The organism is Phytohabitans sp. LZ39, from assembly GCF_059359075.1.
On record NZ_JCADBM010000006.1, the window covers coordinates 133,582 to 158,695 of the forward strand.

Here is a 25,114-nt window from a genome sequence, read left to right on the forward strand (position 1 = left end):
CCGGCGGGAGCGGCGGTGCTGACACAACCCGGGAAACCTGTTTCGAGGGGATCCCGACCCCGAAGGGTCTCGAAAGACCTTTCGGAGTCAGGGTTCGCGAGGGCGACCACAACGCACGGTCAAATCCGAGACAGGATTCTTCCCAGGTCCGCGTCAGCTGGAGACCGTATGCTCCCGCGGGCACCGCTCCCGGCCGGCGGCTCGCGGGCGAGCCGAAACCCCCGGCCGTCCACTGCCAGCTCCGCGGGACAAGCCCCGACCACCGCCAGCATCCTGACACAGCGTCACCAGCTGCGGTGTCGGGCTTTGGATCTAGAACGCTTAGGGTTGAAATAGCGCCCTAACTCTCCAAGATCTCGCACCGGACACCGTTCACGCCACCGCGGCGGTTACTCGCGGTGACGGCGCATCTGTCCGGTCTGTTGCCCGTCGCTTCGGCACGGGGCATTGTGGACAAACGAACTACGCGCGGGGTGAGCGTGACCAGCGGCGGACGGGTGAGGCCGCGGGAGCAGCGGTCTGGACCACGACGGACATCGCGGTAGCTCGAATCTGCTTGAAGCGAGCCCGAGACCGCGGCGACCCTAACTCCGAAAGGTCTCTAGATCTACTTCCAGACGATGCATAAATATCAACCACACCGATCATGACCCCCATCACCGCCAGCCACCCCCAAAGCCGCAGCCAGCATGCGAAGCACGGCTCCCACCGCAACCACCCACCAACAAGGCCGGAGCCCGAGGCCCTGCCGGAGGCGCCGAACTAACCGCAACCACGCACGCGGCCGCCGCCCGGGCGCACGAACGGGGCAGCTCGACAGCAACTGGTGAGCGCGACCAACAGCGGACGGGTGAGGCCGCGGGAGCAACGGACAGCAACCACGACGAACGTCGCGGTAGCTCAAATCTCCGTCTTTCGGATCGGGATCGCTGACCGTGCACACCGAGGCCGCATTCGCTGGGTGGTTCGCGGCCGGCGCGGCGCCTGTGTCATCGTCGCGGGCATGAGCATCGAACCGGCGGTGTGGCGTCGGCCCGGGCCGACGGCGGAGCAGCGACGCAACGACGTCTTCGTCGGGCTGGCGGTCGCGGCGGTCGCCCAGCTCAACCTTGTGTTGGCGACGAGCGCCGGCGCGTTCATCATCGGCCCGCCACCGAGCCGGCTGGAGCAGATCCTGTGGCCGCTCGCGGTCACGTTGCCGCTCACGGTGCGCCGGCGGTGGCCGGAAGCGGTGGCGATCGTGATCTCGGCGGCCTTCATCGTGGCGCAGATTCGCCACTCGCCGGAGCAGCAGGTGTCCAACGGCGCCCTCTATGTGGCGATTTACACGCTCGGGGCCTGGGGCCGGGACCGGAGGCGGGCCCGGTGGGTGCGGATCGCCATCATCGCCGCGATGTTCGGCTGGCTGGCCGTCGCGATGGTCCTCGACGCGTCCGACCTGCCGGAGGACGCCTTCTCCGACGCCGCCGGTCCGCTGGAGCCGCTACTCGCGGCCATCGCCAGCGGGGTGCTGCTGAACGCGCTCTTCTTCGGGTTCGCCTACGTCTTCGGCGAGACCGCGTGGACCTCGGCCCGCCGCCGGCATCAGCTGGAGGTGCAGGCGCAGGAGCTGCGGCGGTTGGCGGCGGAGGTCGGGGAGCAGGCGGTGATCGGGGAGCGGGTGCGCATCGCCCGCGAGTTGCACGATGTCGTCGCCCACCACGTGTCGGTGATGGGCGTGCAGGCCTCGGCCACGCGCCGGGTGATGGACCGGGATCCGGCCAAGGCGCGCACCGCGCTCGCCGCCGTCGAGCAGAGCGCCCGCACCGCCGTCGACGAACTGCGCCGCATGCTCAACCTGCTGCGGGCGACCGGCGGCGCGGAGGAACGGCCCAGCGTGTCCGGTGTGGACCGTCTCGACGAGCTGGTCGCCAACGCCCGCGACGCCGGGCTCACGGCGACCCTGGGTGTGTACGGTGAGCCGGTGCCGCTTCCCGAGTCACTGTCCCAGGCGGCGTTCCGGATCGTGCAGGAGGCGGTCACGAACACGCTCAAGCACGCGAACGCCTCCGCGATCGACGTGCGCGTCCGGTACCACGCCGCGGAGCTGGAAATCGACGTCACCGACGACGGCAGCGGCGCCCCGCCCGGCGCGCCCGCCGGGGTCGGGCTGGGCCTGATCGGCATGCGGGAGCGGGTCGCCGCGCATGACGGCACGCTGGAGGCCCGCTCGCGTTCCGGCGGCGGCTACCGGGTCCGCGCACGCTTTCCGCTCGCCGAAAACCAGGCGGTGCCGGCGTGATCCGGGTGCTGGTGGTCGACGACCACCAGCTCGTGCGGACGGGGTTCCGGGTCATCCTCGAGATCGAGGAGGACATCGAGGTGATCGGGGAGGCGTCCGACGGGGCGCAGGCCGTCGAGCTCGCCGCCGCCGCCCGCCCTGACGTGGTGCTGATGGACGTGGAGATGCCGGGCGTCGACGGGCTCGAGGCGACCCGCCGCATCGTGGCCGCGGACGCCGGTCCGGCCGTGCTGATCCTCACCACGTTCGACCGCGACGACTACCTCTTCGCCGCGCTGCAAGCCGGGGCTAGCGGCTTCCTGCTGAAGAACGGAACGCCGGAGGCCCTGGTTGACGCCATCCGCGTGGTCGCCCGCGGCGACGCGCTGCTGGCGCCAGAGATCACCCGCCGGGTCATCGCGACGTTCACCAAGCGGGGCGGGAGCACCCGCTCCGACGGCGCACGGCTGTCCGAGCTGACCCCCCGCGAGCACGAGGTGCTGGTGCTGCTGGCCGGCGGTGCGACCAACGCCGAGATCGCCGACACGCTCGTACTCGGCGAGGCCACCGTCAAGACCCATGTCAGCCGGGTGCTCGCCAAGCTGGGCCTGCGCGACCGCACCCAGGCCGTCGTGTTCGCGTACGAGCACGGGGTCGTTACGCCGGGCGGCTGACCCGGGTCCGTCGCGCGGGGGACCTCGACGATCGATCCCACGTCGGACGCGCCGGCGGTCCGGCCTCCATAGCGTCGAGGCATGACACAGTTGCTGCGTCTCGACGGGCTGAACCGGGCCTTCGGCGAGCGGCAGGCGCTCAAGGACGTCACGTTCGACGTGGCACCGGGACGGCTGACCGGCTTCGTCGGCGCCAACGGCGCCGGCAAAACGACCACCATGCGGATCATCCTCGGCGTACTCGCCGCCGACTCCGGCACGGTGACCTGGGGCGGCGCCCCGCTCACCCGGGCCGACCGGCGGCGCTTCGGCTACATGCCGGAGGAGCGCGGCCTCTACCCCAAGATGACCGTCCGGGAACAGCTGACCTACCTCGGCCGCCTGCACGGCCTCGCCGCCGGCACGGTCGCGCGGAACATCACGGGCCTGCTCGACCGGCTCGGGATCGGGGAGCGGGCCGACGAGCAACTGGAGAAGCTGTCGCTGGGCAACCAGCAGCGGGCCCAGATCGCGGCCGCGCTGGTGCACGGGCCGGAGCTGCTGGTCCTGGACGAGCCGTTCTCCGGCCTCGACCCGATCGCCGTGGACACCGTGGTGGCCGTGCTGCGCGAGCAGACCGCTCGCGGCGTACCGGTGCTGTTCTCCAGCCACCAGCTCGACGTGGTCGAGCGACTCTGCGACGACCTTGTCATCATCGGCGACGGCGCCGTCCTCACCGCCGGCCGCCGGGACGAGCTCCGGGCGGCGTACGCCCTTCCCCGGTACGAGATCCGGGTCGACGGCGACGCCGGGTGGCTGCGCGACCAGCCCGGCGTGACCATGGTCGACCTCGACGGGCCGCGCGCGGTGTTCGACCTCGACGCCGGGGTCGAGGAGCAGTCCGTGTTGCGGGCGGCGCTCGACCGCGGGCCGGTACGCGCGTTCAGCCCCGTCTCCCCGTCGCTGGCCGAGATCTTCCGGGAGGTCGCCCGATGACCACGTTCGACACCGTGCGCCTTGTCGCCGCCCGGGAGATCCGGGTCAAGCTGCGGGACAAGACGTTCCTCGTGAGTACGGCCATCTTCCTGCTCGTCGTGATCGCCGCGACGGTACTGCCGGGACTCCTCGACGGCGGCGACGACGCGTCGTCGGTGGCCGCCGCCCCCGGCCCGGCCGCGACCGCGTTGGCCGACGCCGGTCTTGACGTCCGTACCGTCGCCGACGACGCCGCGGCCGAGCGGCTGGTCCGCGACGGTGACGTCGACGCGGCCGTGGTCGCCGGCCCGCGGGTACTGGCCATGGAAGAAGCGCCCTCCGACGTCGTGGAGGCGCTCAGTGCGCAACCGCCCGTCGAGCTGCTCGACCCGGAAGCCGTCAACGAGACGCTCGCGTTCCTCGTCCCGTACGCGTTCGCGTTCGTCTTCTTCATCACCTCGCTGACGTTCGGCCTCCAGATCGCCCAGAGCATCACCGAGGAGAAGCAGACCCGCGTGGTGGAGATCCTCGTCGCGACCATCCCGGTACGCGTGCTGCTGGCCGGCAAGGTCGTCGGCGGCACCGTGCTCGCGTTCGGGCAGATCGCGCTGATCGCCGCGGTGGGCGTCGTCGGCGTCCAGTTCGGCGACGCGCCGGACAACCTGCTGTCGCTGCTCGGCCCGGCGATCGGGTGGTTCATCCCGTTCTTCGTTCTCGGCTTCGTGATGCTGGCGGCGCTGTGGGCGGCCGTCGGCGCGCTGGTCAACCGCCAGGAAGACATCGCCGGCGCGTCGATGCCCGTCCAGATCGCGATGATGCTGCCGTTCTTCGCCGTGATCGTCCTACAGGACAACGCGCCGGTGATGAAGCTTCTGTCGTACCTGCCGTTGTCCTCGCCGACGGCGATGCCGGCCCGACTGTTCGACGGGGAGGCCGCCGGCTGGGAGCCGGTGCTGTCACTGGCGCTGCTGGCCCTCACCTCGGCGGCGATGGTGCTCGTGGGAGCCAGGATCTACGAGGGCTCGCTGCTGCGTACCAACGGCCGCACGAAGATGGCGACCGCCTGGCGGGACCGCGAGGCGGCCCGACTGCCCGGCTGACCACCTTGGGGGAGGCGGCGCGCTGGGACGCGCCGCCTCCCGACGGGGTCAGGTCATCGGCTCCACCCAGATGTTGCGGTAGTACAGGTTCGGGCCCGGGTCGCCGTGGTCCTGTAGCCGGATCGGGCCTACCGACGGCCCCTCGGGCGCGCCGGCGCCGGTGGGTCCGTCGATCTGGGCGTTGTTGTGGATGGTGACGCCGTTCCACACGACCGTGACGCGGGCGTTCTCGGTCTTGACGCCGGAGGCGTTGAAGCGGGCGGCGCGGAAGGTGACGTCGTAGGTCTGCCAGGTCTGCGGCGCGGTGGCCGCGTTGACGGACGGCGCCAGCTTGCCGTAGATGGAGCCGCATTCGTCGTTGGCCGGCGTGGTGTCGCCCCACGAGTCCAGCACCTGGAGCTCGTAGCGGTCCTGTAGGTAGATCCCGCTGTTGGCCCGGGCCTGCCCGGTGACGTCCGGCGGAAGGTTGGGCAGCCAGAACTCGATGTGCAGCCGGAAGTCGCCGAAGCTCTGCCGGCTGCGGATGTCGCCGCCGAGCACCTCGACCCCGCCGTTGCCCAGCGGCCAGGTCACCGCGCCACCGTTGCCGCTGACGAAGTTGTCCATATTGGAGCCGTCGAACAGCACCACGCGTCCGGGGTTCGAGCCGGTGCCGTACGCCTCGAACTCGTAGATGCGGGCCGCGGTGTCGGTGTTGTTGGTCGGTGCGGTGATGTTCAGCCGTACGTACCTGGCTTGGGTGGCGGTGATGTTGTGGGTGGTGGTGTTGGCCGTGTTGCCGGTGACGGTCGCGACGGTTGTCCAGGCGGTGCCGTTGGTGCTGACCTGGATGGTGAAGTCGCGGGTGTTCCAGGCGGTGTTCTCGCCGCCGGCGCCGGCGTGCTTGACCACGAACTGGCTGACCGTCTGGGTGGCGCCCAGGTCGACCTGGAGCCACTTGGTCGCGCCCGACGAGCACCACTTGTCGGTGTTGCCGCCGGTGGTGCTGCCGTTGACCGCCTGAGCCGGGCCCTCGTTCGCGTTGCAGGAGCTGTCCGCGGTGGCCGGCCGGCCCAGCGCGAGGTTCGTCGGCGGTGGCGCCGCCGAGCCGTACGCCTCGAACTCGTAGATCCGGGCCGCGGTGTTTCCGTCGCTGCTCGGCGCCGTGACGTTCAGGCGGAGGTACCTGGCCTGGGTGGCGGTGATGTTGTGGGTGGTGACGTTGGCCGTGTTGCCGGTGACGGTCGCGACGGTCGTCCAGGCGGTGCCGTTGGTGCTGACCTGGATGGTGAAGTCGCGGGTGTTCCACGCGGTGTTCTCACCGCCGGCGCCGGCGTGCCTGACCACGAACTGGCTGACCGTCTGGGTGAAGCCGAGATCCACCTGGAGCCACTTGCTGGCGCCCTGCGAGCACCACTTGTCGAGGTTGCCGCCGGTGACGGTGCCATTGACCGCCTTCGCCGGGCCCTCGGTGGTCGCGCACGAGCTGTCCGCGGTGGCCGGCCTGCCCAGCGCCAGGTTGGTGGCGGCCTGCTGGCCCGGGATGGCGTTGAGGGTGTACCAGACCTCGGTGCTCCACAGCGACTGCCCGTTGGCGGCGCTGAACGGCTTGGGCGACCGGATGTGCACCACCCGGCCGGCCTTGAGACCGCTGATCGCCAGGGTGACCTTCTTGCCGTCCGCCGACAGGGTGGCCGAGCTGACCGCCAGGGTCTCCTCGTCGACCTTCGGTCCGCCGTACGCCGCGGTCGGCACGTAGCGCCACTGCTTGACCCGGTACTTGGTGGCCAGGGCGGTGGCCGTCGCGGCCGACAGCGGTTGGGTGTACTCGATCTCGAACCCGTTGGGCAACGCCCGCATCGCCAGCATGTCGAAGGGGTTGGCGCCGTTCGGGGTCAGCTTTTGCAGGCCGTAGGTGAGCTTGCCGGTCTGGCCCCAGTTGCCGCCGGCGCCGAGCCCGCCGACGTAGATGGCACCGTCGGGGCCGACGTTGACCTCCGAGACGCCGGCCTCCAGGCCCTGGGTCATCCGGAACAGGGCGCCCTGGTACTCCCCGTTGACCTTCTCCAGGAACGCCCGCTGGAGGCCGCCGTAGGTGACGTCACCGATGACCATCTGCCCGGCGAAGATGCCGTTCGGCAGCAGCACCGGCGTGCTGGGCGAGTTGGCGATCTCGTTTTGCGGCATCCACAGCACCGGCGCGGTGGGCGGGTTGCCGTCGAACGGGCCGGACGGGTTCATGTAGTGGTTGAAGAACCGGTCCTGCTTGACGTGCAGCAGCTTCGACGACGGCAGCCAGCCGCCCTGGTTGTCGGTGACGAAGACGCTGTCTTCCGGACCCCAGCCGATGCCGTGCGGGGTGCGCAGGCCACCGGCCACATAGGACACCGCACCGGTCGACCGGTTGATCCTGATGGTCGTGCCACGGTTGGCCGCGGGTTGCGGGTTGGTCGTCGCGCCGCCGTAGTCGATGCCCACGGAGAGGTTGACGTAGAAGAACCCGTCCCGGTAGAGCAGGCCGAACGCGAACTCGTGGAACGTCCCGCCGTACGGCCACGTGGCGATCGTGTTGTACTGGTCGGCCACCTCGTCGCCGTTGGTGTCGACCAATGCGGTCAGCCGCTGTTTCTCGGTGACGTACACGATGCCGTCGACGATCTTGAGTCCCATCGGCTCCTTGAGGTTGCCGCCGATCTTCTTGACCGTGACGGTGCCCGGCCCGGAGGTGTTGCCGAGGATGAACACCTCGCCCGCCTGGGACGTGCCGGAGTCGTCGCTGCCACCCCAGGTGCTGACGACGAGGCGGCCGTCGGGCAGCCAGTCCATGCCGGTCACCTTCGGCTGGAAGCTGGCCGGGCGCAGGTTGGTCAGGGTGTAGCCGGGATGCACGCCGGTGAGCTGGAGGCCGTCGCCGGGGGAGTCGCCGGTGGCTTCGCACTCCTTGCGGCCGGGCGCGGTCACCCGCACGACACCGGCGTCGGTGCTGAGTACCGAGTTGGGCACGAGCGTGAACGCGGACGCGCCCGGCGGCCGCCAGTCCAGGGTGAGCTGCTGATCGACCTCGCGCTCGAAGTGCTCGATCCGGAGCGAGTGGTACCCGGTCGACAGATCGATGGTGCCTTCCATCGGGGTGGCGCCGTGCAGGCCGTCGTGGTTGACGACGAGGGTGTCGTCGATGAACAGCCGGGATCCGTCATCGCTGGTCAGCCGGAACGTGTAGCTGCCGGCCTGACTGATGTTGATGTTGCCGAGGACGTGCGCGACGAAGAAGTTGTCGAAGCCGAAGTCGCTGACGGCCGACCAGTTGATCGTGGGCATCAGCTTGTCCACATTGGGCGTCTGCCCGGACTTGAGGACGCAGAGCTGGCTGAGCGGTGTCTGCACGTCGTAGACCCGCAAGGTCACGCCCGGCTCCTGCGGTGGTGGAGCCGCCTGCGCCCCGGACGGCACGGCGGTGACCGCCATCGCCGTGGCCAGCGCCAACATGACGGATGTTCTCGGGTGGCGGCCACGCCGCCATCGCTGCCAACTGCCCATCGTTTCTCCTTGAACGGGGGTACGGGCAACGGCGGCGAGGGCCCGACGCGGGACAACGTTGTCAGGGCGATGCCGGCGTCACCCATCGGAGGGAAACGCGGATCTCCTTGCGACCGACGTGGCATCGCCGAATGGCCAACTGTCGTGAGCGACACGCTAGGTGACTTTCGTCGATGTGTCCAGATGTTTACGTCGATACATCTGCAACTTTGATTGGAATCTTGAAAAGCTAGCGGATCGTTCCCGCTCGATGGTGCATCCGGTCCTTTGTCCACACTGGCCGGGGCGCCCCCTTCGGAAGAGCTTTCGGGGGCAGGGTCGCCGTCCGTCGTGAGGTTCCTTCGAGGCGGATTTGCCCGCGTCCGCGTCAGCGGCGGACCGTATGCTCCCGCGGGCACCGCTCCCGGCCGGCGGCTCGCGGGCGAGCCGAAACCTCCGGCCGTCCGCTGCCGGGTCCGCGGGACAAGCCCCGAGCGGTCTTCGCGGGTGACCGCGACCAACCGCGAAGAGTGAGGCCGCGGGAGCGACGGTCTGGACCACGGCGGACATCGCGGTAGCTCGAATCCTCTGGTTTATATCGGGATCAGAGGCCAAGCCGCCCCGACTGCGGAAGCTGGCCAGCCTGTGGCACGCCCGCCGACGCGGTGCTCAGCAGGCTGCGCGCCGCGGCATCGACGCTCGCTTTGGCGGCCGGCAGCAACGGGAGCCGGACGTGCGGGCTGGGGATGCGGCCCCGCGCGTGCAGCACGCCCTTGATCACCGCGGGGTTGGGCTCGGCGAAAAGGGCGGCGGACAGTCGCGCGAGATGGCGGCCCAGCGTCCGTCCCCGCGTCGTCCGTCCGGCGTGCCAGGCCTCGTCCAGCGCGACGAAGTCCGCCGTGGCCAGGTGGGCGGAGGCCGCGATGGCGCCGTGCGCGCCGAGTGCGAGCATCGGCGACAGCAGCACGTCGGTGGCGGCCAGTACGGCGAACCCGGCCGGCGGGTCGGTGATCAGATCGACCGCGTCGGCGTCGAGGGCGGTGGGCGCGTACTTGACGCCGATCACCGCGTCGATGGCGGCCAGCCGGCGCACCGCGTCGGCGGACAGCTCCTGCCCGGTGCGGTGTGGCACGTGGTACACCACCATAGGCACGTGGCTCGCCACCGCCAGCGCGGCGAAATGCGCCACCACGCCGTCCTCGCCGGGACGTACGAAGGGCGGCACCAGGCACAGCGAGGCGGTCACCGCCGGGTGCCCTTGCAGTGTGCGTAGCTCCTCGGCGGTGTTGGCCCCGGCCAAAAGCGGTACGCCGCGTCGCTGGCAGATCGCGTTCAGCACGTCCAGCACCCCGGCGCGCTCGGCGGTGCTCAGCGCGCTCGGCTCGGCGGTGGTGCCGAGGGCCACCAGCCCGGCGGCGCCGGCCGCCAGCGCGTCGTGGGCGAGGGTCTCCAGCGCCCCGAAGGCCACCGTCCCGTCCTCGTCGAAGGGAGTGATCAGCGGGACGTACACACCGGTCAACGTCATGGGTCCCACCCTGGAGCCCGCCACACATAAGATCCAGTTCCGATTTCTGTACAGATCCGTAACCTGAGCTAATGCTCGACGCGCGACGGCTGCGGCTGCTCAGCGACCTGGACCGGCTCGGCACGATCGCCGCCGTCGCGGCCGTCCACGCGTATACGCCTTCGGCGGTCTCCCAGCAGTTGGCGGCGTTGGAACGCGAGGCCGGCGTCGCGCTGCTCCAGCGCAGCGGCCGCCGGGTCGCGCTCACGGCGGCCGGGCAGGTGCTTGTCCGCCACGCCGCGACGGTGCTGACCGCGCTGGAGGAGACGAGCGCCGCGCTCGCCGCCGTGCGGTCCGGGCCCGCCGGGCTGATCCGCATCGGCGCCCATCCCACCGCGGCACGCACGGTGCTGCCCGCGGCGCTGGTCGCGCTCGGCCGCGACCATCCCGCGCTGGAACTGTCGGTCAGCGAACTCGACCCGGTCGCGGTGCCCGGCGCGCTGCGCGACCGCCGGCTCGACGTGGGTCTGCTGCACGACTACGACGTGGTGCCGGCCGCCGCCGACCCGGCGCTGGAGTCGGTGGCGTTGCTGGACGAGACGGTGTACCTGGCCGTCGCGCCGGACGCGCCGATCACCACGCTCGCCGACGCCCGCGACGTCGCCTGGATCCTGGCCAGCCCCGGCACGCTGTGCCACGAGGTCGCGTCCCGGGTCTGCCGGGGCGCCGGCTTCACGCCGCGGGTCCGCCACCACGTCGACGACTTCGGTGCGGTGCTCGCCCTTGTCGCGGCCGGCCAGGGGGTCGCGCTGGTGCCCCAGCTCGCGGCGGTCACACCAGATCCCGGCGTACGGCTGATCGCCGCGCCGACCCGGCGGCGCACCCGGATCGGCTACCGCCGCGGTGCGGCCGCCTACCCGGCGGTGGCGGCCGTGGTCGCCGCGCTGCACGCCGCCACCCTCGAGTTCCTCCGCGGCTGATTGCAGGAATGTTGCCGGGAGATGTCTTGTGGCTGGGACGACCGCCGTCGTAGCCTGACGGGCACCGACGACTCGATGCGCATCGACAATTCCTCCGGGAGGTGTCATGGCGGCGTTCACCAGCAAGGACGTCGCGCGCATCGCCGGTGTCTCGCAGAGCACCGTGTCCTACGTGATGACCGGCAAGCGACCCATCTCCGAGCGGACCCGGCGGCGGGTCCTGGACGCGATGGAGCAGCTCACCTACGAGCCGCACTCCGGTGCCCGGGCTCTCGCGGGACGGCGCACCCAGGTCGTCGGTCTGGTCGTGCCCTTCGGGGCCGGCGGCCAGACTTTCGGGTTGATGCCGTTCATCGAGACCATCGCCAGCTCGGCCCGCGCCCACGACCACGAGGTGCTGCTCGTGACCGCGGACGAGGGCTCCGCGGGCTTGCGGCGCCTCGCCGGACGCGCCCTGTGCGACGCGATCATCATGATGGACATCGAGGAGCAGGACGACCGGGTGCCGGTGGCCGCGGCGCTGTCGGTTCCGGTGGTGCTCATCGGTGTCCCGGCCGACCCGGCCGGGCTGCACTGCGTCGACCTCGACTTCGAGGCGGCGGCGCGGATCGCCGTCGAGGAGCTGGCCGACACCGGGCACGACGAGATCGTCGTGGTGGGTTACACGGCCTCGGCGATGGAGCGTGGCCTCAACTTCGCCGTCCGCGTCCTGCGGTCGGCGCGGCGGTGGGCGCGCGAGCGCGGCCTTCCGCTGACGGTGATCGAACCGGTCGAGCGTGGACGGGAGGCCGCCGCGAAGGCGGTCGACCAGCTTCTCGCCCGGCGGAGCGGCGGACGTCTCGGCGTGCTGGTGCCGCACAACGATTCGATCGCGCCGATAATGCACGCCCTGCGTAAGCGGGACGTCGTGCCCGGCCGTGACATCTCCCTGATCGGCATCAGCCCCGACCGTGAGGCCGAGGAGTCCGATCCGCCCTACACGAATGTCTCCGAGGAACCACGCGACGTCTCGCGGCGCGCGATGGAGACGCTTTTCTGGTTGCTCGACCCGAGTTCCGGGGTGGAACGTCCCGCGATCGACCTGGTCGCGCCACGACTCACCCGTCGTACGACCGTGCTGCCACCCCCCTCCAACTGATCACCGGCGGCCCCGGCCACCGGCCCTCGACCACCCTCCGTCGATGCGCATCGACCGATTCGCGCGGCGCGTAATCGATGCGTATCGACAAGCCTCCCTCGATCTGCGAACCCCATATCCCGGAAAGGATTCGACAAATGATCCGCTTTGCTCGATCCCGCCGAGCCCAGGCCGCCCTCGCCTCGATTCTCACTCTGCCCCTCGCACTCGGTGCCTGCGGCGGAGGGTCCGGCGGCGGCTCGGACGGTGGCGGCGGCTCCGTGACGCTGCGGGTGCTCGACTACTACAACAACGAACCCGCGAGGACGGTCTGGCAGAAGGCCATCGAGGCCTGCGGGCAGGAGGCCGGTGTCACCATCGAGCGCGAGGCGGTGCCCGGCGCGTCCCTGATCCAGAAGGTGCTCCAGCAGGCTTCGTCCAAGACCCTTCCGGACGTTCTCATGCTGGACAACCCCGACCTTCAGCAGATCGCCCAGACCGGCGCCCTCGTGCCGTTGAACGACCTCGGGCTCAAGGCCGACGGATACGCCGAAGGCGTGGTCAGCGCGTCGACGTACGAGGGCAAGCTCTACGGCCTACAGCCGATCACCAACACCATCGCGCTGTTCTACAACAAGGACCTGCTCGCCAAGGCGGGCGTCACCCCGCCGACCACCTGGGAGGAGCTGCGTACCGCGGCGAAGAAGCTGACCGCCGGCGGCACGTACGGGCTGGCCTTCTCGGCTCCGGCGAACTACGAGGGCACCTGGCAGTTCCTGCCGTTCATGTGGTCCAACGGTGGCGACGAGAAGAACATCGCGACGCCCGAGGCCGCGCAGGCCCTCCAGCTGTGGGTCGACCTGATGAACGACGGCTCGGTGTCGAAGTCCGCGCTCAACTGGACCCAGGCGGATGTCAACGACCAGTTCCGGGCGGGCAAGGCCGCGATGATGGTCAACGGGCCGTGGCAGTTTCCCACCCTGGACGAGGACAAGAGCCTGAAGTACGAGGTCGTCAAGATTCCGGCACCGGCCGCGGGAAAGCCGATCGTCGCCCCGCTCGGCGGTGAGACGTGGACCGTGCCGCAGACCGGTAACAAGGACAAGCAGGCCAAGGCCGCGAAGGTCGTCGGCTGCCTCAACGCGGACGCCAACCAGCTCAGCATCGCCGCGGGCACACAGACCATCCCCACCAAGACCGCGCTGCTGACCAACTTCAGCTCCAGCAACCCGAACATGGCCGGCTTCGTCGACCAGATCCCGACCGCGCGGGCCCGCACCGGTGAGCTCGGCGCGGACTGGCCGAAGGCGGCCACGAAGATCTACACGGCGATGCAGGCCGCACTGACCGGACAGGCCGCCCCGGCCAAGGCCCTCGAACAGGCCCAGAATGGTTGAGCGTCGACCAGGGTCCACTGTGGTGCGTCAGGCAGATCCACCGCCGCCGTCGATCGTCGAGGCTGCCGCACCACCACGTTTCTGGCAGGCATACCGGTTTCAGCACCGCGCCGTCCAGGTGCTGTTTCTGGCCCCGGCCGTGATCTACATGGTGGCGTTCTTCGGCTACCCGATCGTCAAGAACTTCCTGATGGCGTTCCAGGAGTACACGACACGCACCTTCTACACCGGCGAGGCGCCGTGGGTGGGGTTCGCCAACTACTCCGAGGTGGTGTCGTCACCGGTGTTCAGCAAGGCCATGCTGAACACCGTCCTGTTCACGGTCGGCTCGATCGCCGGACAGTTCGCCATCGGGCTCGCCCTGGCGGTGTTCTTCCGGCGCCACTTCCCGCTCAACGGCGTGCTCCGCTCGCTGATGCTCGTGCCGTGGCTGATCCCGCTGATCGTCTCCAGCGCGGTCTGGCGGTGGATCCTCGACAAGGACAACGGCGCGCTCAACCGGTTTCTCGCCGCGATCGGCGTGACCGACCACCCCGGCTGGCTGACCAGCACCTCACTGGCGCTCGTGGCGGTGATCCTCGTGAACATCTGGATCGGCGTCCCGTTCAACCTGACCATCCTCTACGGCGGGCTCCAGGACATCCCGCGGGACCTGTACGAGGCGGCCGCGCTGGACGGGGCGAGCGGATGGCAGCGGTTCCGCTACCTGACCTGGCCGCTGCTGCGCCCGGTGGTGAGCGTCGTGCTGGTGCTCGGGGTGGTCTACACCATCAAGGTGCTCGACCTGATCCTGGGTCTGACCGGCGGCGGCCCGGCCAACGCCAGCCAGACCATCGCCACGCAGTCGTACCGGCTGTCCTTCACGGAGTTCGACTTCGGCCAGGGTGCCGCGCTCAGCAACATCCTGATCGCGATCTCCCTGGTGTTCGCCATCCTTTACCTGCGCGCCAACCGGCGCGCCGTGGACGAATGAGCCCCGCCATGACCACAGCGAAAACTCCCGCGGCCCGGCGGACCCGGACCGGCTGGGGCAGCACGGTCGCCGGAATCGTCATCCTCGCCGTCCTGCTGTTTCCGATCTACTGGATGCTCAACGTCTCGCTCCAGCCGAGCGGCTCGGCGGTCGGCACCCCGTGGCTGCCGCTCGACTTCAGCCTCGACGGCTACTCCACCGCGCTCAGCCAGCAGGGCCGCAACCTTGTCACGAGCCTGGCCGTCGCGCTCGGCTCGGTCGTGTTCAGCCTGCTGATCGCGATGCCGGCGGCGTACGCGCTGGCGCAGTTCAAGGTCCGCTTCGCGGGCGCGCTCCTCTTCGGAATCCTGATCTCACAGATGATCCCGGGGATCGTCATCGCGAACGCGCTCTACACTGCCTACACCGACCTGGGAATGCTCAACTCGATCCCCGGCCTGATCCTCGCCGACTCGACCGCGGGCATCCCGTTCGCCATCCTGATCGTCCGCGCCTTCATGACCAGCATCCCGCGGGAGGTCCTGGAGGCCGGCCGGGTCGACGGAGCCGGCCACGTCCGCACGTTCGTCTCCGTCGCACTGCCGATGAGCCGCAACGCGATCATCACCGCGGGCCTGTTCACCTTCCTCTTCTCCTGGGCGGACTTCCTGTTCGCCATCACCCTCACCACCACCGAGGAGGTACGCCCGGTGACACTCGGGCTCTACACGTACATCGGGACCTACGTCAACGACTGGAGCTCGGTGATGGCCACCGCCGTGCTCTCCTCCATCCCGGCCATCGTGCTGCTCGTCGTCGCCCAGCGATACGTCACCGCGGGCACGACGGCCGGCGCCGGTAAATGATTCTGGTATCCGACGGAAAAGGCGCGACATGACTAACGGAACACCCGGCCCGCTGCGAGTCACGGTGTGGGGCGAAAACCGTCACGAGCAGATCGAGGAGCACGTGGCGAAGATCTATCCGAAGGGGATGCACACGACGATCGCGGAGGGCATCGCGGAAAACCTCGGCGACGGCTGCGTCGTCCGCACCGCCACCCTCGACGAGCCGGAGCACGGCCTGACCGAGCAGGTGCTGGCCGACACCGACGTGCTCACCTGGTGGGGGCACGCGGCGCACGGCGAGGTCGTCGACGAGGTCGTCGAGCGCGTCCACCGGCACGTCCTGTCCGGGATGGGGCTCGTCGTGCTGCACTCCGGGCACTGGTCGAAGATCTTCACCAAGCTCATGGGTACGAGCTGCACCCTGCGCTGGCGCGACGAGCACGACCGCGAGCTCGTCTGGACGGTCGACCCCACGCACCCCATCGCGAAGGGCGTGCCGCACCCGCTGGTCATCGAGGAGGACGAGATGTACGGGGAGTTCTTCGACATCCCGGCACCGGACGAGCTGGTGTTCGTCAGCTCGTTCAGCGGGGGAGAGGTGTTTCGCAGCGGCTGCACGTTTCGCCGAGGCTACGGCAAGATCTTCTACTTCCGGCCCGGAGACCAGGCATACCCCACGTACCACCACAAGGACGTGCGCCGGGTCATCGCCAACGGCGTCGCCTGGGCCCGCACCGACCGGCCTGAACGCAGCCATCCCGTGCTGCTGCGGTACGAGACCGGGGAGTTCTTCCACGGCCAGGGCTACGCCGGACCGCTCCAGTGACATTCCGGACGATCCCCTCCAGCCCGTCGGATCCGCTCCGGGTGGTCATCGTCGGCGCCGGTGGCATGGGCCGTGCCTGGCTCGCGACCGTCGCCGACTCACCCGAGGTGACCCTGACCGGCATCGCCGACCTGGACGTGACCCTGGCGCGTTCCGCCGCCGACTCGGCCGGCCTGCCCGGCCTGGCGGTCGGTGCCGAGGCCGTCGCCCTCGCGCGGCAGACCGGCGCTCAGGCGCTGATCAACGTGACCGTCCCCGAGGCGCACCACCCGGTGACCACCGCGGCGTTGTTCGCGGGCCTGCCGGTGCTCGGCGAGAAGCCGGCCGCGGAGAACGTGAGCCGCGCGCTGTCGCTTGCCGCCGCGGCCGAGGTCACCGGAGAACTGTTCATGGTCAGCCAGTCCCGCCGCTGGAACCCGCAGCTCGCCGCGTTGCGGGAGATGATCGCGCGGCTCGGCCCGATCGGGACGCTGAGCACGGCGTTCTTCCGGGCCGAGCGGTTCGGCGGGTTCCGCGAGCTGATGGCGTACCCGCTGCTGGTCGACATGGCCATCCACGCCTTCGACGCGGCACGGTTCCTGCTGGGCGCGGAGCCGGTGACGGCCTACTGCCAGTCGTACAACCCGCCGTGGAGCTGGTACGCGGGAGACGCCAACGCGATGGTGGTGTTCGAGATGGAGGGCGGCACCCGGTACCTCTACGACGGCAGCTGGTGCAGCCCCGGCGCCACCACGTCGTGGAACGGTGCCTGGCGCGCCAGCGGCGAGAAGGGCACCGCCATCTGGGACGGGGACCACGAGCCGGTCCTCGACGCCGACGTGCGCGCCGCCCAACCGACCGGCCCGCCGTACTCCGGGATCGCCGGCGCCCTCCAGGTGTTCGTCCGGGCGCTGCAAACCGGCGAACCGCCCTCCGGCGAGGTGCACGAAAACGTGATGAGCCTGGCGATGGTGGAGGCGGCGGTGCGGTCCGCGGCGAGCGGCCGGGTCGAGCGCATGGACGCCGTCCTGGAGCTGGCCCACGCGCAGGCGCTGCGCGAGGAGACCCGGGCGGACGTGCGCGACATCCTCGCCGGATGGTCCTCGCTCCGGGACGTGCGCGCTGGTCGTTGACCGGGTACCCCAGTGGTTACGCCACGCTTTTGGTGCGAGACTTGGATGGTTCGATGAGGCGGTGCCGGAGTGGACGCGGATGATCTAGCCACGTTCAGCGTGGGGTGGAGTGGCGACCTTGTCTGTGCGCGGCCGCCGTGCGACGACGGGCGCGACCTGCGGGCCCCCGCCGCCGATGTCCGCAGGTGGCTGGACGCCGTCGCGTCACTGGAGCAAGTCATGGCGGAGGTGGAGTCGGGGAGGAAGAAAGCCACCAGTTGGGAGTTCTTCACCCGCTACGTCGCCTTCTTGGAAGAGCTGCAACAGCAGGCCGCCGCGGCCGTCCAGACCTACCGGGAGCAGACGCACGACCTGCAAGCGTGCATCGACGAGGAGACAGCGCGGCTGAACGCCGAGTGGTACGAGCGTCGGAGGCGCGAGGTAGCGGAAGCGAGGCGCCAGGAAACGGTCGCGATAGCCGCCATCACCGAATCGGTTTGGACGTACAATGTGGACATTGGCCTTGGCCCGTGGTATGCCCGGACCTTCATAATCTATCTGCTCTACCGAGATGACCGGGGAGTGCTCCACGCTATCGGCGATGATCGGCCGGGATCCAATCCGCACCTGACCGCCGCCCAGGTCGAGGCCGCCGCGTGGGCCGAACGTGCCCGCTCACCGGGCACGTCGGTGGAGTTCTCCAAGCACACCGCCAGCGCACTGAAGCAATGGCACGGCAGCGACGACCCGGTGGAGGCGTGGCGGGCTCTGATCGGGCAGCTGACGTCACTGGACCCGGCGGCGTTCCGCGGACCGGGCATGAACAATCTGCCTGCCTACGGGTTTATCGACTACGGCCCTTCAAGCGACTACGGCTCCGCGAGTGACTACGGCTCGTACGGCTCGCCTTCCATCTGAGTCTCCGCGGGCACCGCTCGCTCCCGGCCGGCGGCTCGCAGCGCTCGCCGAAACCTCGTGGCGGTTACCCGCGGCGACGACAACTCCGTTGCTTTCCCAGGATCGCTGATCCGGGAACAGACCATTGTGGACAAACGTCGACCACCGCCTGGCGCGAGCCCGTCACCCCGCCCCTTTCCTCCCGGCCGGTTGCGCGCAGGGTGAGCGCGACCAACGGCGGACGGGTGAGGCCGCGGGAGCAGCGGTCTGGACCACGACGGACGTCGCGGTAGCTCAAATCTCTGTCTAAATAGGGGAGTCGACTCCGACAGGTCTCTAGAGGGCAACCCGCGGCGGTCAGCGTTCGTTTACGAAGACGGTGCGGTCGGTCGCGAAGTCGGGGGAGGCGACGATGCCGAGCAGGCCTCCTTCGGAGGTCGGGCGCACGCCGGGCACGACGCCGACGGTTCGCGGTTCGCCGCCTTGGGCGGGGATCCGCACGATCTCCGGTGATGCGCTCGGACACGAGCGCCGACCTGTCGGGCAGGAAGGTGAGTCCCCACGGGGCTTGCAGGCCGGTCGTGAGCTGGACCGGCTGCCCGAGGGTCGCGATCGCGGCGGCCGCCGCGGTGTTCGAGCGCGCGGTCTGTGCAGGCCCGTCGGAGGCGGCCGCGCAGCCACCCAGTGCGCCCGTGATCGACGCGGCGACGACCGCCGCGCGCAACCGTACGGCCGATATGACCGTCTCCTTCCTAGGCGGCGCCGCCGTTGACGTAGAGCACCTGGCCGTTGACCCAGCGGGCGGGACCGGCGAGGAACGCGACGGCTTCGGTGATGTCGGCGGGGGTGCCGAGCCGACCCATCGGGTTCATCGCGGCGATCTGGTCGACCACCTGCTGGCTCTTTCCTTCGAAGAACAGCGGCGTGGCGGTGGGGCCGGGCGCGATCGCGTTGACCGTGACGTCCCGGCCGCGCAGCTCGCGGGCGAGGATCAGCGTCAACGCCTCGACGGCTCCCTTGGACGCGGCGTAGGCGCCGTAGCCGGGGATCTGTAGCCGGGTGACCGACGTGGAGAAGTTGACGATCGCGCCGCCGTCGCGCACGCGCTGGGCGGCGAGCTGGTCGACGACGAAGGTCCCACGAACGTTGGTGCGCAGAACGCGGTCGAGGGTGTCCAGGCTCAGCTGCGCGACGGGTGCGAGCGGCATGATGCCCGCGGTGTGCACCACGACGTCGACGCCTCCGAACTCGCGCTCGGCAGCATCGAACACAGCGGCCATCGCCGCCTCGTCCGCCACGTCGCCGCCCGCCACGATGGCTCGGCCGCCGGCGCGGGCCACCGCACTCGCGGCCTCGTCGGCGCGGTCCTTGCCGCCCGCGTAGTGCACGACGACGGAGAAGCCGTCGGCGCCGAGGCGTTCGGCGCTCGCCCTGCCGATGCCGCCGGACCCTCCGGTGACGATCGCGACGCGACCGGAGTTGCTCGTCATGATCTGACCTCCGCTAGTATGTGTACAGCTTGTACATTACTGTGGCCCACGGAAATGTACAAGCAGTCCACAAGAAGGGATCGTGGATGTCGGAGACCTCTGCCACCCGACGGGGACGCGGCCGACGGCCGGCGGCCGAGGTGCGCACCGCCGTGCTCGCGGCCGCGGGGCGCATCCTGCTGCGGGACGGCATGCGAGCGGTGACGTTCGACCGCGTGGCCACCGAGGCGGGCGCGAGCAAGATGACCCTCTACAAGTGGTGGCCGTCACCCGGTGCGCTCGCGGCCGAGGCGTACTTCGCCCAGAGCCGCGACGCGCTCGACTTCCCCGACACCGGCGATCTTCGCGCCGACCTGATCACACAGATCAGCGCGTTCGTGCGCCTGCTGAAGGACGGGGGCGCGGAGAAGCCCGTCTCCGAGCTCATCGGCGCGGCCCAGATGGACCCCGACCTCGCCCAGGCGTGGTCCGAAAGCTACGCGCTGCCCCGCCGCGAACTCGCCCGCACACGCCTCAGGAGCGCACAGCGGCAGGGGCAGCTGCGTGACGACGCGGATCTCGACATCATCGTCGACCAGCTGTGGGGCGCCTGCTATCACCGGATGCTCGTGCTCAAAGCGCCCTTCGACGAATCGATCGTCGTGCGTCTGGTCGACCACGCGCTCTACGGCGCGGCACCGCGCGGCGCGTAATCGGGGAATTCCTCGGTGCCGAGCACGCGTAGCAGGTCCAGTCGCTCGCGGGCGTCGGCGTCCGCGGGAGTGAGCACCAGCAGCTGCTGACCCTGGTCGGGCGTGACAAGGGTCTCGCAGTCGACCAGGACGGGGCCAACCCGCGGGTGCACGATGGTCTTGCGGTCGGCCCGCCGGACCGCCACCTCGTGCTCGGCCCAGAGCCGCCGGAAGTCGGCGCTCACCGCCCGCAACCGGTCGACGAGCCCGGCGACGGCGGGATCGCCGGACCGCCGGCCAGCGGTCGCGCGCAGGTCGGCCACGAACTGGCGGCCGTGGTACTCCTGCTCCTCGGGCGGGTGGACGGCGCGGTCGGCGGGTTCGGTGAACCAGCGGTAGACGAGGTAGCGCCGGTCGCCGGAGAAACCGGTGTGGTCGCCCATCAGCAGCACGGCTGCCCTGTTCTGCGCGAGCACCTCACCCAGGTCGGAGAGCACCACGGCCGGTGTGTCGCCGAGCAGGTCGAGCATGCGAAGCAGGCCGGCGCGGGCCAGGCGGGCCACCCCGTCGGCGGGCGGGGGCTGATGGCCGGCCAGGTGGAACAGGTGGTCGCGTTCGTCGTCGGACAGGCGTAACGCCCGGGCCAGCGCGCCCAGCAGCTGGGTCGAGGGCTGACTGCTGCGGCCCTGCTCGAGGCGGACGACGTAGTCGACCGACATGCCGGCGAGCATCGCGACCTCTTCCCGGCGCAGGCCGGTGGTGCGCCGGCGAGGGCCGCCGGCCAGGCCGACCTCGGCCGGGCGGATCGCCTCGCGGCGGCGGCGCAGGAAGTCGGCGAGCTGGTCACGCTCCATGACCCCATGCTCCCTCGCGGCCGGCAAGCCGATCCAGGGAGCCGCTCTCCCACGATAAACGCTCCGTTCCCGCGCCTTCCGGTGCCGGCGCAGGGTTGACCCATGCAGACACGAACCTTGGGAAACACCGGTCCGGCCGTCTCCGGGCTGGGCCTGGGCGCGATGGGCATGTCCGGCGTCTACGGCGCGACCGACCGCGCGGAGAGCATCGCCACCGTGCACGCCGCGCTGGAGGCCGGCGTCACGCTGATCGACACCGGCGACTTCTACGCGATGGGCCACAACGAGTTGCTGCTCGCCGAGGCGCTGCGCGGCCGCGATCGGGACAGCTACACGCTGAGCGTCAAGTTCGGCATGCTGCGGGGGCCGGGCCATGAGTTCGGCGGGCCGGACGGCCGTCCCGAGGCGGTGAAGAACTTCCTGGCCTACTCGCTGACCAGGCTGGGCACCGACCACATCGACATCTACCGTCCCGCCCGGCTGGACCCGGCGGTGCCGATCGAGGAGACCGTCGGCGCGATCAAGGAGATGATCGACGCCGGGCACGTCCGCCACCTCGGCCTCTCCGAGGTGGACGCCGCGACGATCCGCCGCGCGAACGCCGTGCACCCGGTCGCCGACCTACAGATCGAGTACTCGCTGCTTTCCCGCGCGGTCGAGGGCGACATCCTGCCCACCCTGCGGGAGCTCGGCATCGGCCTGACCGCGTACGGCGTCCTCGGCCGCGGCCTCATCTCCGGACACTGGACCGCCGGCCAAGCCGCCCCCGGCGACAGCCGCGGCTTCAACCCGAGGTTCTCCCGCGAGAACGTGGAACACAACCTCTCCCTCGTCGAGGCGCTGCGCCGGGTCGCCGAGGCGAAGGGTTGCACCGTCGCCCAACTGGCCATCGCCTGGGTCGCCGCACAGGGCGAAGACATCGTGCCGCTGGTCGGCGCCCGCACCCGCGAGCGGCTTGCCGAGGCGCTGCCCGCCACGCGCCTGACTCTCACCGCCGACGACCTCACCGACATCGAGAAAGCGGTGCCGCCGGGTGCGGCACGCGGCGACAGATACCCGGCCGCGTTCATGTCCGGCCTCGGCGTGGGGAACTGAGCCCCAAACACCAGAGGCCCGAGCCCATGGCGGGCTCGGGCCTCTGGGCCGCCTCGCTAGATGAAGTCGATGAAGCTCCAGTTCTGGTTGGGAGCCGATGGGCTGCACGCGAACTGCATGGCGCGCGCGCCGTTGTTTTCGCTGGCACCGTCGATACCCAGGCAGAGACCGCTGTGGCGGTTCTTCAGGTTGAACTCGGTAGCCGTACGCTCGATGACGTCGAAGTCCTGGTTGAAGTGGGCGGCTCCGTTCGCCACGATGGCCGCCGCACCCGGTGCCGTGCTGGCACCGTCGATGCCCATGTTGAGCCGGGGGGTCTGTGCGTTCCAGAACGTGACGTAGTTACCGTCGTGGCAGCAGATGTCCCACCTCTGCAAGTTGATCCCGGTGGGAGTCTGCTGGGTGACCACGGAGCCGTTCGTCGCGCTGCCCGGCTGTAGGGCCTTCTCGGACTTGTGGTTCAAGATCCCGTACGGTGGGGCCAGCCGAGTCCGCAGGTCCGAGAGCGAAACGACCGTGTACGACTCGCTGCCCTTCGTCGGCTCGGCCTGGGCGGCCGCCGGGCTGGCCATGGCCATCAGCAACCCAGCCAGAACCACCGCGACGACGTTCCTCGTGCGTTTCCGCATGTTTTCAACCCCCGTGTATGGAGTTGGAATATGGACATGCGAACCGTATGGGGTCGATTCCGGGCTAGGCTAGGGCGTCTGGATCACTTTGGAGCCAGGGGCAAAAATCGCGCTTATTCAATATATATGATCTTAAAACTGTGGTATCGCTCCTCGTGATCGGAAGATCACACACTGTCGTCGCCCGATGGGCACAGGCACACCGCCGCGAGTGGACACAGCGGAGTGGAGTGCGCGGCCACTATCGTTCTGGCGTGCGTATTCGATTCGACATCCCGGCTGATCCGGCCTATCCGGCCCGGGTGGCCGCGGCGCTCAGCAGGGCCCGGCTGCGTAGGTACAGCTTCGTCGGCGCTGTGCTGCTGGCGGTGGCGGCGATCGGTCTGGCCGTCTCGCGGCTGGTCGACTGGGGCGATCGGATCCTGCTGTTGTGCTTCACGCTGGCCTTGGGCGGCGTGCTCTCCATGCTGTACCCGTCGTGGGTACGGCGCAGGGCCCGGCGCCGCTCCAGCCAATACGCCGTGGAGGGCGGCTACGACATCACCGACGACAACATCATGATGCACAGCGGTTCGGAGTCCAGCGGTATCGCGTGGGACGGGGTGGCGCGGGTCGTGGCCGACCCTGAGTTCTGGATCGTGTACGTCGGACGGATGCCGGCGACCGTGATCCCGCGCCGCTACCTGACCGCGGAAGACGCCGAGACGTTGGAGACCTTCATGACGAAGCGTGGGCTGCTCGCGTCGTGATCGTCGTGGGTGCGGCGGGGTCCTGGGCCGCCTGCACCGCCGCCGCCTCCAAGCCGCGCAGCAGCGCCTCGCCGTCCGCGGGTGAGATCACGTGGGTATCCATGAATATGGTCGCCTGCATCGCACCGGGAACGTCGTCCACGTGGACGATCAGCGGCTCGAAGGGTGTGTCCTGGCGGGTCGTCCAGCGAAACACCGCATCGTGCGGCCGCGCCCCGGCCGGTGGCGCCCCGGCCGGCTTCGCGAGCGTCGTGCGGTCGTTGAAGTAGCAGGGCAGCTCCAGCTCACCGCCGCGTTCCGCCACCACTCGACGCACCAGGTCGTCCAGCTCCACCGGGTTGTAGTACGCGTTCTTGTAGCTGGTCAGGGATGCCCGCTGGGCCCGGTCGACGGCCTCGGCGAGCGAGACACCCGCCACGTCGAGCAGGCACACGCCGTACTGCGCGAGCATGCACACCACCCGGTCCAGCCCTGGCCGGAACCGGTTGTGCACCATCGGCCGTACCGCCACCGGGTTGATTCCGGTGACCCGGGCCAGCGCGACCGCGAAGAGGCCCAGCAGCGCGGGTGCCGCGGCGGCCCCGGTGTTGGCGCGCACCGCGTCGAGCGCGGGGCCCAGCGCGTACGAGACGAACTCGCCGCGCCAGTGGCGTGGCTGGCGCCGGTCGCTCGGCTCGGGAAACTGGCGCAGGGGCATCGTGCGCAGGACGCTCTCCCAGTGCCGCAGCGCCGACGTGTTCTGTCTCCGCCCCGCCGGTGACGCCTGCCAGCGTGCCTGCTCCAGCGGCTGCGCGGCGGGTACATCCGCCGTCGAGCGCGCGGCGAGCTCCTCGAACAGCATCCGGGCGCCGGAGCCGTCGGTCACCAGGTGGCACATCACGACGACGAGGTGGGTGAGCACGTCGTGCCCGCGGACGGCGCCCATCCGCACCGGCCAGTCGGCGGTGAAGTCGAACGCGGCGTCCTGGTACCGCAGCCGCAGCGCGTCGGCGACCTGCTCCGGGTCGGCGTCGCCGGCGTCGACCACCTCCAGTGCGATCTCGCCCGCGGCGGACACGACCTGGCGCGGGGTGCCGTCCGGCTCGAACACGAGCCGGGTGCGGGCGGTGGGGTAGCGGCTCATCACGTACCGCAGCTGGTCGGCGAGCTCGTCGACGGTGGTGCCGGCCGGCAACGGGACGCACACGCCGTTGGGCAACCACGACTGCTGGCGGACCATCGCCTGCCAGATGTCCATCTGCCCCCAGGACAGCTCGCCGGCGCCGGCGCCGTCCCCCTCGAACGCCACGACAACCCGATCAGCGACCGTGATCACTGGTCAGCCTCCCTGCTCCGACGACGTCAGCGGGACTCAATCCAGACAGGAAACTTTCCTGACGGTACCGGAGGATGGTGGCACTGACAATCGATCACGCCGAACATCCGTGTCGTTTGTGGACAGACACTTTTGGGTGACTCAGTCGGGCCGACGACACAGTCAACTAGCGGTCAGATCCGCCGTATTCGTCCGGCAAAGGCGGAGGGTGGGTAT

At 70.0% G+C, this 25,114-nt stretch carries 21 protein-coding genes; 15 read left to right on the forward strand and 6 right to left on the reverse strand.

All coding sequences use genetic code 11. From position 1 onward, the window contains the following. Positions 1-1,003: 1,003 nt before the first annotated feature. The 4 genes from AC5L36_RS14315 (at position 1,004) to AC5L36_RS14330 (ending at position 4,988) form a co-directional block, all read left to right on the forward strand. Entirely contained in the window at positions 1,004-2,281 is a 1,278-nt protein-coding gene (locus AC5L36_RS14315) for a sensor histidine kinase (protein WP_441218855.1), read from the forward strand. After that, positions 2,278-2,934: a response regulator gene (locus AC5L36_RS14320; protein WP_441218857.1), complete on the forward strand. Its 657-nt coding sequence runs from the start codon at positions 2,278-2,280 to the stop codon at positions 2,932-2,934. Before AC5L36_RS14315 ends, AC5L36_RS14320 begins: the two co-directional genes overlap by 4 nt. A gap of 81 nt (positions 2,935-3,015) precedes the next feature. Then, positions 3,016-3,909, forward strand: a complete 894-nt coding sequence (locus AC5L36_RS14325; protein ID WP_441218859.1) for an ABC transporter ATP-binding protein — start codon at positions 3,016-3,018, stop codon at positions 3,907-3,909. Then, positions 3,906-4,988: an ABC transporter permease gene (locus AC5L36_RS14330; RefSeq protein ID WP_441218861.1), complete on the forward strand. Its 1,083-nt coding sequence runs from the start codon at positions 3,906-3,908 to the stop codon at positions 4,986-4,988. The genes AC5L36_RS14325 and AC5L36_RS14330 overlap by 4 nt, the downstream gene beginning before the upstream one ends. 48 nt (positions 4,989-5,036) lie before the next feature. On the opposite strand, the gene AC5L36_RS14335 is transcribed toward AC5L36_RS14330, so the two are convergent. Both AC5L36_RS14335 and AC5L36_RS14340 read right to left on the reverse strand, forming a co-directional pair. Next, a complete protein-coding gene (locus tag AC5L36_RS14335) occupies positions 5,037-8,453 on the reverse strand; it encodes a discoidin domain-containing protein (RefSeq protein WP_441218863.1) in 3,417 nt (1,138 codons plus the stop codon). Between the two features lie 634 nt (positions 8,454-9,087). Beyond that, a complete protein-coding gene (locus AC5L36_RS14340) occupies positions 9,088-10,008 on the reverse strand; it encodes a dihydrodipicolinate synthase family protein (protein ID WP_441218864.1) in 921 nt (306 codons plus the stop codon). 71 nt (positions 10,009-10,079) lie between these two features. Here AC5L36_RS14340 and AC5L36_RS14345 point away from each other — a divergent pair, with 71 nt between their 5' ends. The 8 genes from AC5L36_RS14345 (at position 10,080) to AC5L36_RS14380 (ending at position 18,116) form a co-directional block, all read left to right on the forward strand. Further along, positions 10,080-10,967, forward strand: coding sequence for a LysR substrate-binding domain-containing protein (locus AC5L36_RS14345; protein ID WP_441218866.1), 888 nt, complete (start codon positions 10,080-10,082; stop codon positions 10,965-10,967). 106 nt (positions 10,968-11,073) lie between these two features. Beyond that, on the forward strand, positions 11,074-12,105 hold the full coding sequence (locus AC5L36_RS14350; protein ID WP_441218868.1) for a LacI family DNA-binding transcriptional regulator: 1,032 nt from the start codon (positions 11,074-11,076) through the stop codon (positions 12,103-12,105). Positions 12,106-12,242: 137 nt separating this feature from the next. Further along, positions 12,243-13,481 carry a sugar ABC transporter substrate-binding protein gene (locus tag AC5L36_RS14355; protein WP_441218870.1) on the forward strand — a complete coding sequence of 413 codons (1,239 nt, stop codon included), beginning with the start codon at positions 12,243-12,245 and terminating at the stop codon, positions 13,479-13,481. A gap of 22 nt (positions 13,482-13,503) precedes the next feature. Further along, positions 13,504-14,454, forward strand: coding sequence for a carbohydrate ABC transporter permease (locus tag AC5L36_RS14360; protein ID WP_441218872.1), 951 nt, complete (start codon positions 13,504-13,506; stop codon positions 14,452-14,454). 8 nt (positions 14,455-14,462) lie between these two features. Beyond that, on the forward strand, positions 14,463-15,299 hold the full coding sequence (locus AC5L36_RS14365; protein WP_441218874.1) for a carbohydrate ABC transporter permease: 837 nt from the start codon (positions 14,463-14,465) through the stop codon (positions 15,297-15,299). Positions 15,300-15,327: 28 nt separating this feature from the next. Continuing rightward, positions 15,328-16,107, forward strand: coding sequence for a ThuA domain-containing protein (locus AC5L36_RS14370; RefSeq protein ID WP_441218876.1), 780 nt, complete (start codon positions 15,328-15,330; stop codon positions 16,105-16,107). After that, positions 16,104-17,219 carry a Gfo/Idh/MocA family protein gene (locus AC5L36_RS14375; protein ID WP_441218878.1) on the forward strand — a complete coding sequence of 372 codons (1,116 nt, stop codon included), beginning with the start codon at positions 16,104-16,106 and terminating at the stop codon, positions 17,217-17,219. Before AC5L36_RS14370 ends, AC5L36_RS14375 begins: the two co-directional genes overlap by 4 nt. Before the next feature lie 219 nt (positions 17,220-17,438). Next, the gene (locus tag AC5L36_RS14380) at positions 17,439-18,116 is read left to right on the forward strand and encodes a hypothetical protein (RefSeq protein WP_441218880.1); all 678 of its coding nucleotides are present in this window, start codon (positions 17,439-17,441) and stop codon (positions 18,114-18,116) included. A 731-nt stretch (positions 18,117-18,847) separates the two neighbouring features. Here the strand turns inward: AC5L36_RS14380 and AC5L36_RS14385 are convergent. Continuing rightward, positions 18,848-19,588 (reverse strand): SDR family oxidoreductase, encoded by a 741-nt coding sequence (locus AC5L36_RS14385; protein WP_441219285.1) that lies wholly within the window; start codon positions 19,586-19,588, stop codon positions 18,848-18,850. An 83-nt stretch (positions 19,589-19,671) separates the two neighbouring features. On the opposite strand from AC5L36_RS14385, the gene AC5L36_RS14390 reads away from it, so the two are divergent. Continuing rightward, positions 19,672-20,277: a TetR/AcrR family transcriptional regulator gene (locus AC5L36_RS14390; protein ID WP_441218884.1), complete on the forward strand. Its 606-nt coding sequence runs from the start codon at positions 19,672-19,674 to the stop codon at positions 20,275-20,277. On the opposite strand, the gene AC5L36_RS14395 is transcribed toward AC5L36_RS14390, so the two are convergent. Beyond that, the gene (locus AC5L36_RS14395; RefSeq protein ID WP_441218886.1) at positions 20,250-21,110 is read right to left on the reverse strand and encodes a helix-turn-helix transcriptional regulator; all 861 of its coding nucleotides are present in this window, start codon (positions 21,108-21,110) and stop codon (positions 20,250-20,252) included. The two genes, AC5L36_RS14390 and AC5L36_RS14395, sit on opposite strands and share 28 nt — an antisense overlap. A 102-nt stretch (positions 21,111-21,212) precedes the next feature. On the opposite strand from AC5L36_RS14395, the gene AC5L36_RS14400 reads away from it, so the two are divergent. Further along, positions 21,213-22,205 (forward strand): aldo/keto reductase, encoded by a 993-nt coding sequence (locus AC5L36_RS14400; protein WP_441218888.1) that lies wholly within the window; start codon positions 21,213-21,215, stop codon positions 22,203-22,205. 56 nt (positions 22,206-22,261) lie between these two features. On the opposite strand, the gene AC5L36_RS14405 is transcribed toward AC5L36_RS14400, so the two are convergent. Continuing rightward, positions 22,262-22,834, reverse strand: a complete 573-nt coding sequence (locus AC5L36_RS14405) for an RICIN domain-containing protein (RefSeq protein ID WP_441218890.1) — start codon at positions 22,832-22,834, stop codon at positions 22,262-22,264. A 254-nt stretch (positions 22,835-23,088) separates the two neighbouring features. On the opposite strand from AC5L36_RS14405, the gene AC5L36_RS14410 reads away from it, so the two are divergent. Then, positions 23,089-23,583 carry a YcxB family protein gene (locus tag AC5L36_RS14410; RefSeq protein WP_441218892.1) on the forward strand — a complete coding sequence of 165 codons (495 nt, stop codon included), beginning with the start codon at positions 23,089-23,091 and terminating at the stop codon, positions 23,581-23,583. Here the strand turns inward: AC5L36_RS14410 and AC5L36_RS14415 are convergent. Then, on the reverse strand, positions 23,552-24,898 hold the full coding sequence (locus tag AC5L36_RS14415; protein ID WP_441218894.1) for a condensation domain-containing protein: 1,347 nt from the start codon (positions 24,896-24,898) through the stop codon (positions 23,552-23,554). The two genes, AC5L36_RS14410 and AC5L36_RS14415, sit on opposite strands and share 32 nt — an antisense overlap. Between the last annotated feature and the right edge of the window lie 216 nt (positions 24,899-25,114).

Bases quoted from the DNA above. Each gene is read 5' to 3' on its own strand.
- AC5L36_RS14325 (WP_441218859.1), top strand. From the start codon at position 3,016: ATGACACAGTTGCTGCGTCTCGACGGGCTGAACCGGGCCTTCGGCGAG.
- AC5L36_RS14405 (WP_441218890.1), bottom strand. From the start codon at position 22,834: ATGCGGAAACGCACGAGGAACGTCGTCGCGGTGGTTCTGGCTGGGTTG.
- AC5L36_RS14395 (WP_441218886.1), bottom strand. From the start codon at position 21,110: ATGGAGCGTGACCAGCTCGCCGACTTCCTGCGCCGCCGCCGCGAGGCG.
- AC5L36_RS14380 (WP_441218880.1), top strand. From the start codon at position 17,439: ATGGCGGAGGTGGAGTCGGGGAGGAAGAAAGCCACCAGTTGGGAGTTC.
- AC5L36_RS14400 (WP_441218888.1), top strand. From the start codon at position 21,213: ATGCAGACACGAACCTTGGGAAACACCGGTCCGGCCGTCTCCGGGCTG.
- AC5L36_RS14390 (WP_441218884.1), top strand. From the start codon at position 19,672: ATGTCGGAGACCTCTGCCACCCGACGGGGACGCGGCCGACGGCCGGCG.
- AC5L36_RS14330 (WP_441218861.1), top strand. From the start codon at position 3,906: ATGACCACGTTCGACACCGTGCGCCTTGTCGCCGCCCGGGAGATCCGG.
- AC5L36_RS14340 (WP_441218864.1), bottom strand. From the start codon at position 10,008: ATGACGTTGACCGGTGTGTACGTCCCGCTGATCACTCCCTTCGACGAG.
- AC5L36_RS14355 (WP_441218870.1), top strand. From the start codon at position 12,243: ATGATCCGCTTTGCTCGATCCCGCCGAGCCCAGGCCGCCCTCGCCTCG.
- AC5L36_RS14370 (WP_441218876.1), top strand. From the start codon at position 15,328: ATGACTAACGGAACACCCGGCCCGCTGCGAGTCACGGTGTGGGGCGAA.
- AC5L36_RS14335 (WP_441218863.1), bottom strand. From the start codon at position 8,453: ATGTTGGCGCTGGCCACGGCGATGGCGGTCACCGCCGTGCCGTCCGGG.
- AC5L36_RS14365 (WP_441218874.1), top strand. From the start codon at position 14,463: ATGACCACAGCGAAAACTCCCGCGGCCCGGCGGACCCGGACCGGCTGG.
- AC5L36_RS14315 (WP_441218855.1), top strand. From the start codon at position 1,004: ATGAGCATCGAACCGGCGGTGTGGCGTCGGCCCGGGCCGACGGCGGAG.
- AC5L36_RS14345 (WP_441218866.1), top strand. From the start codon at position 10,080: ATGCTCGACGCGCGACGGCTGCGGCTGCTCAGCGACCTGGACCGGCTC.
- AC5L36_RS14350 (WP_441218868.1), top strand. From the start codon at position 11,074: ATGGCGGCGTTCACCAGCAAGGACGTCGCGCGCATCGCCGGTGTCTCG.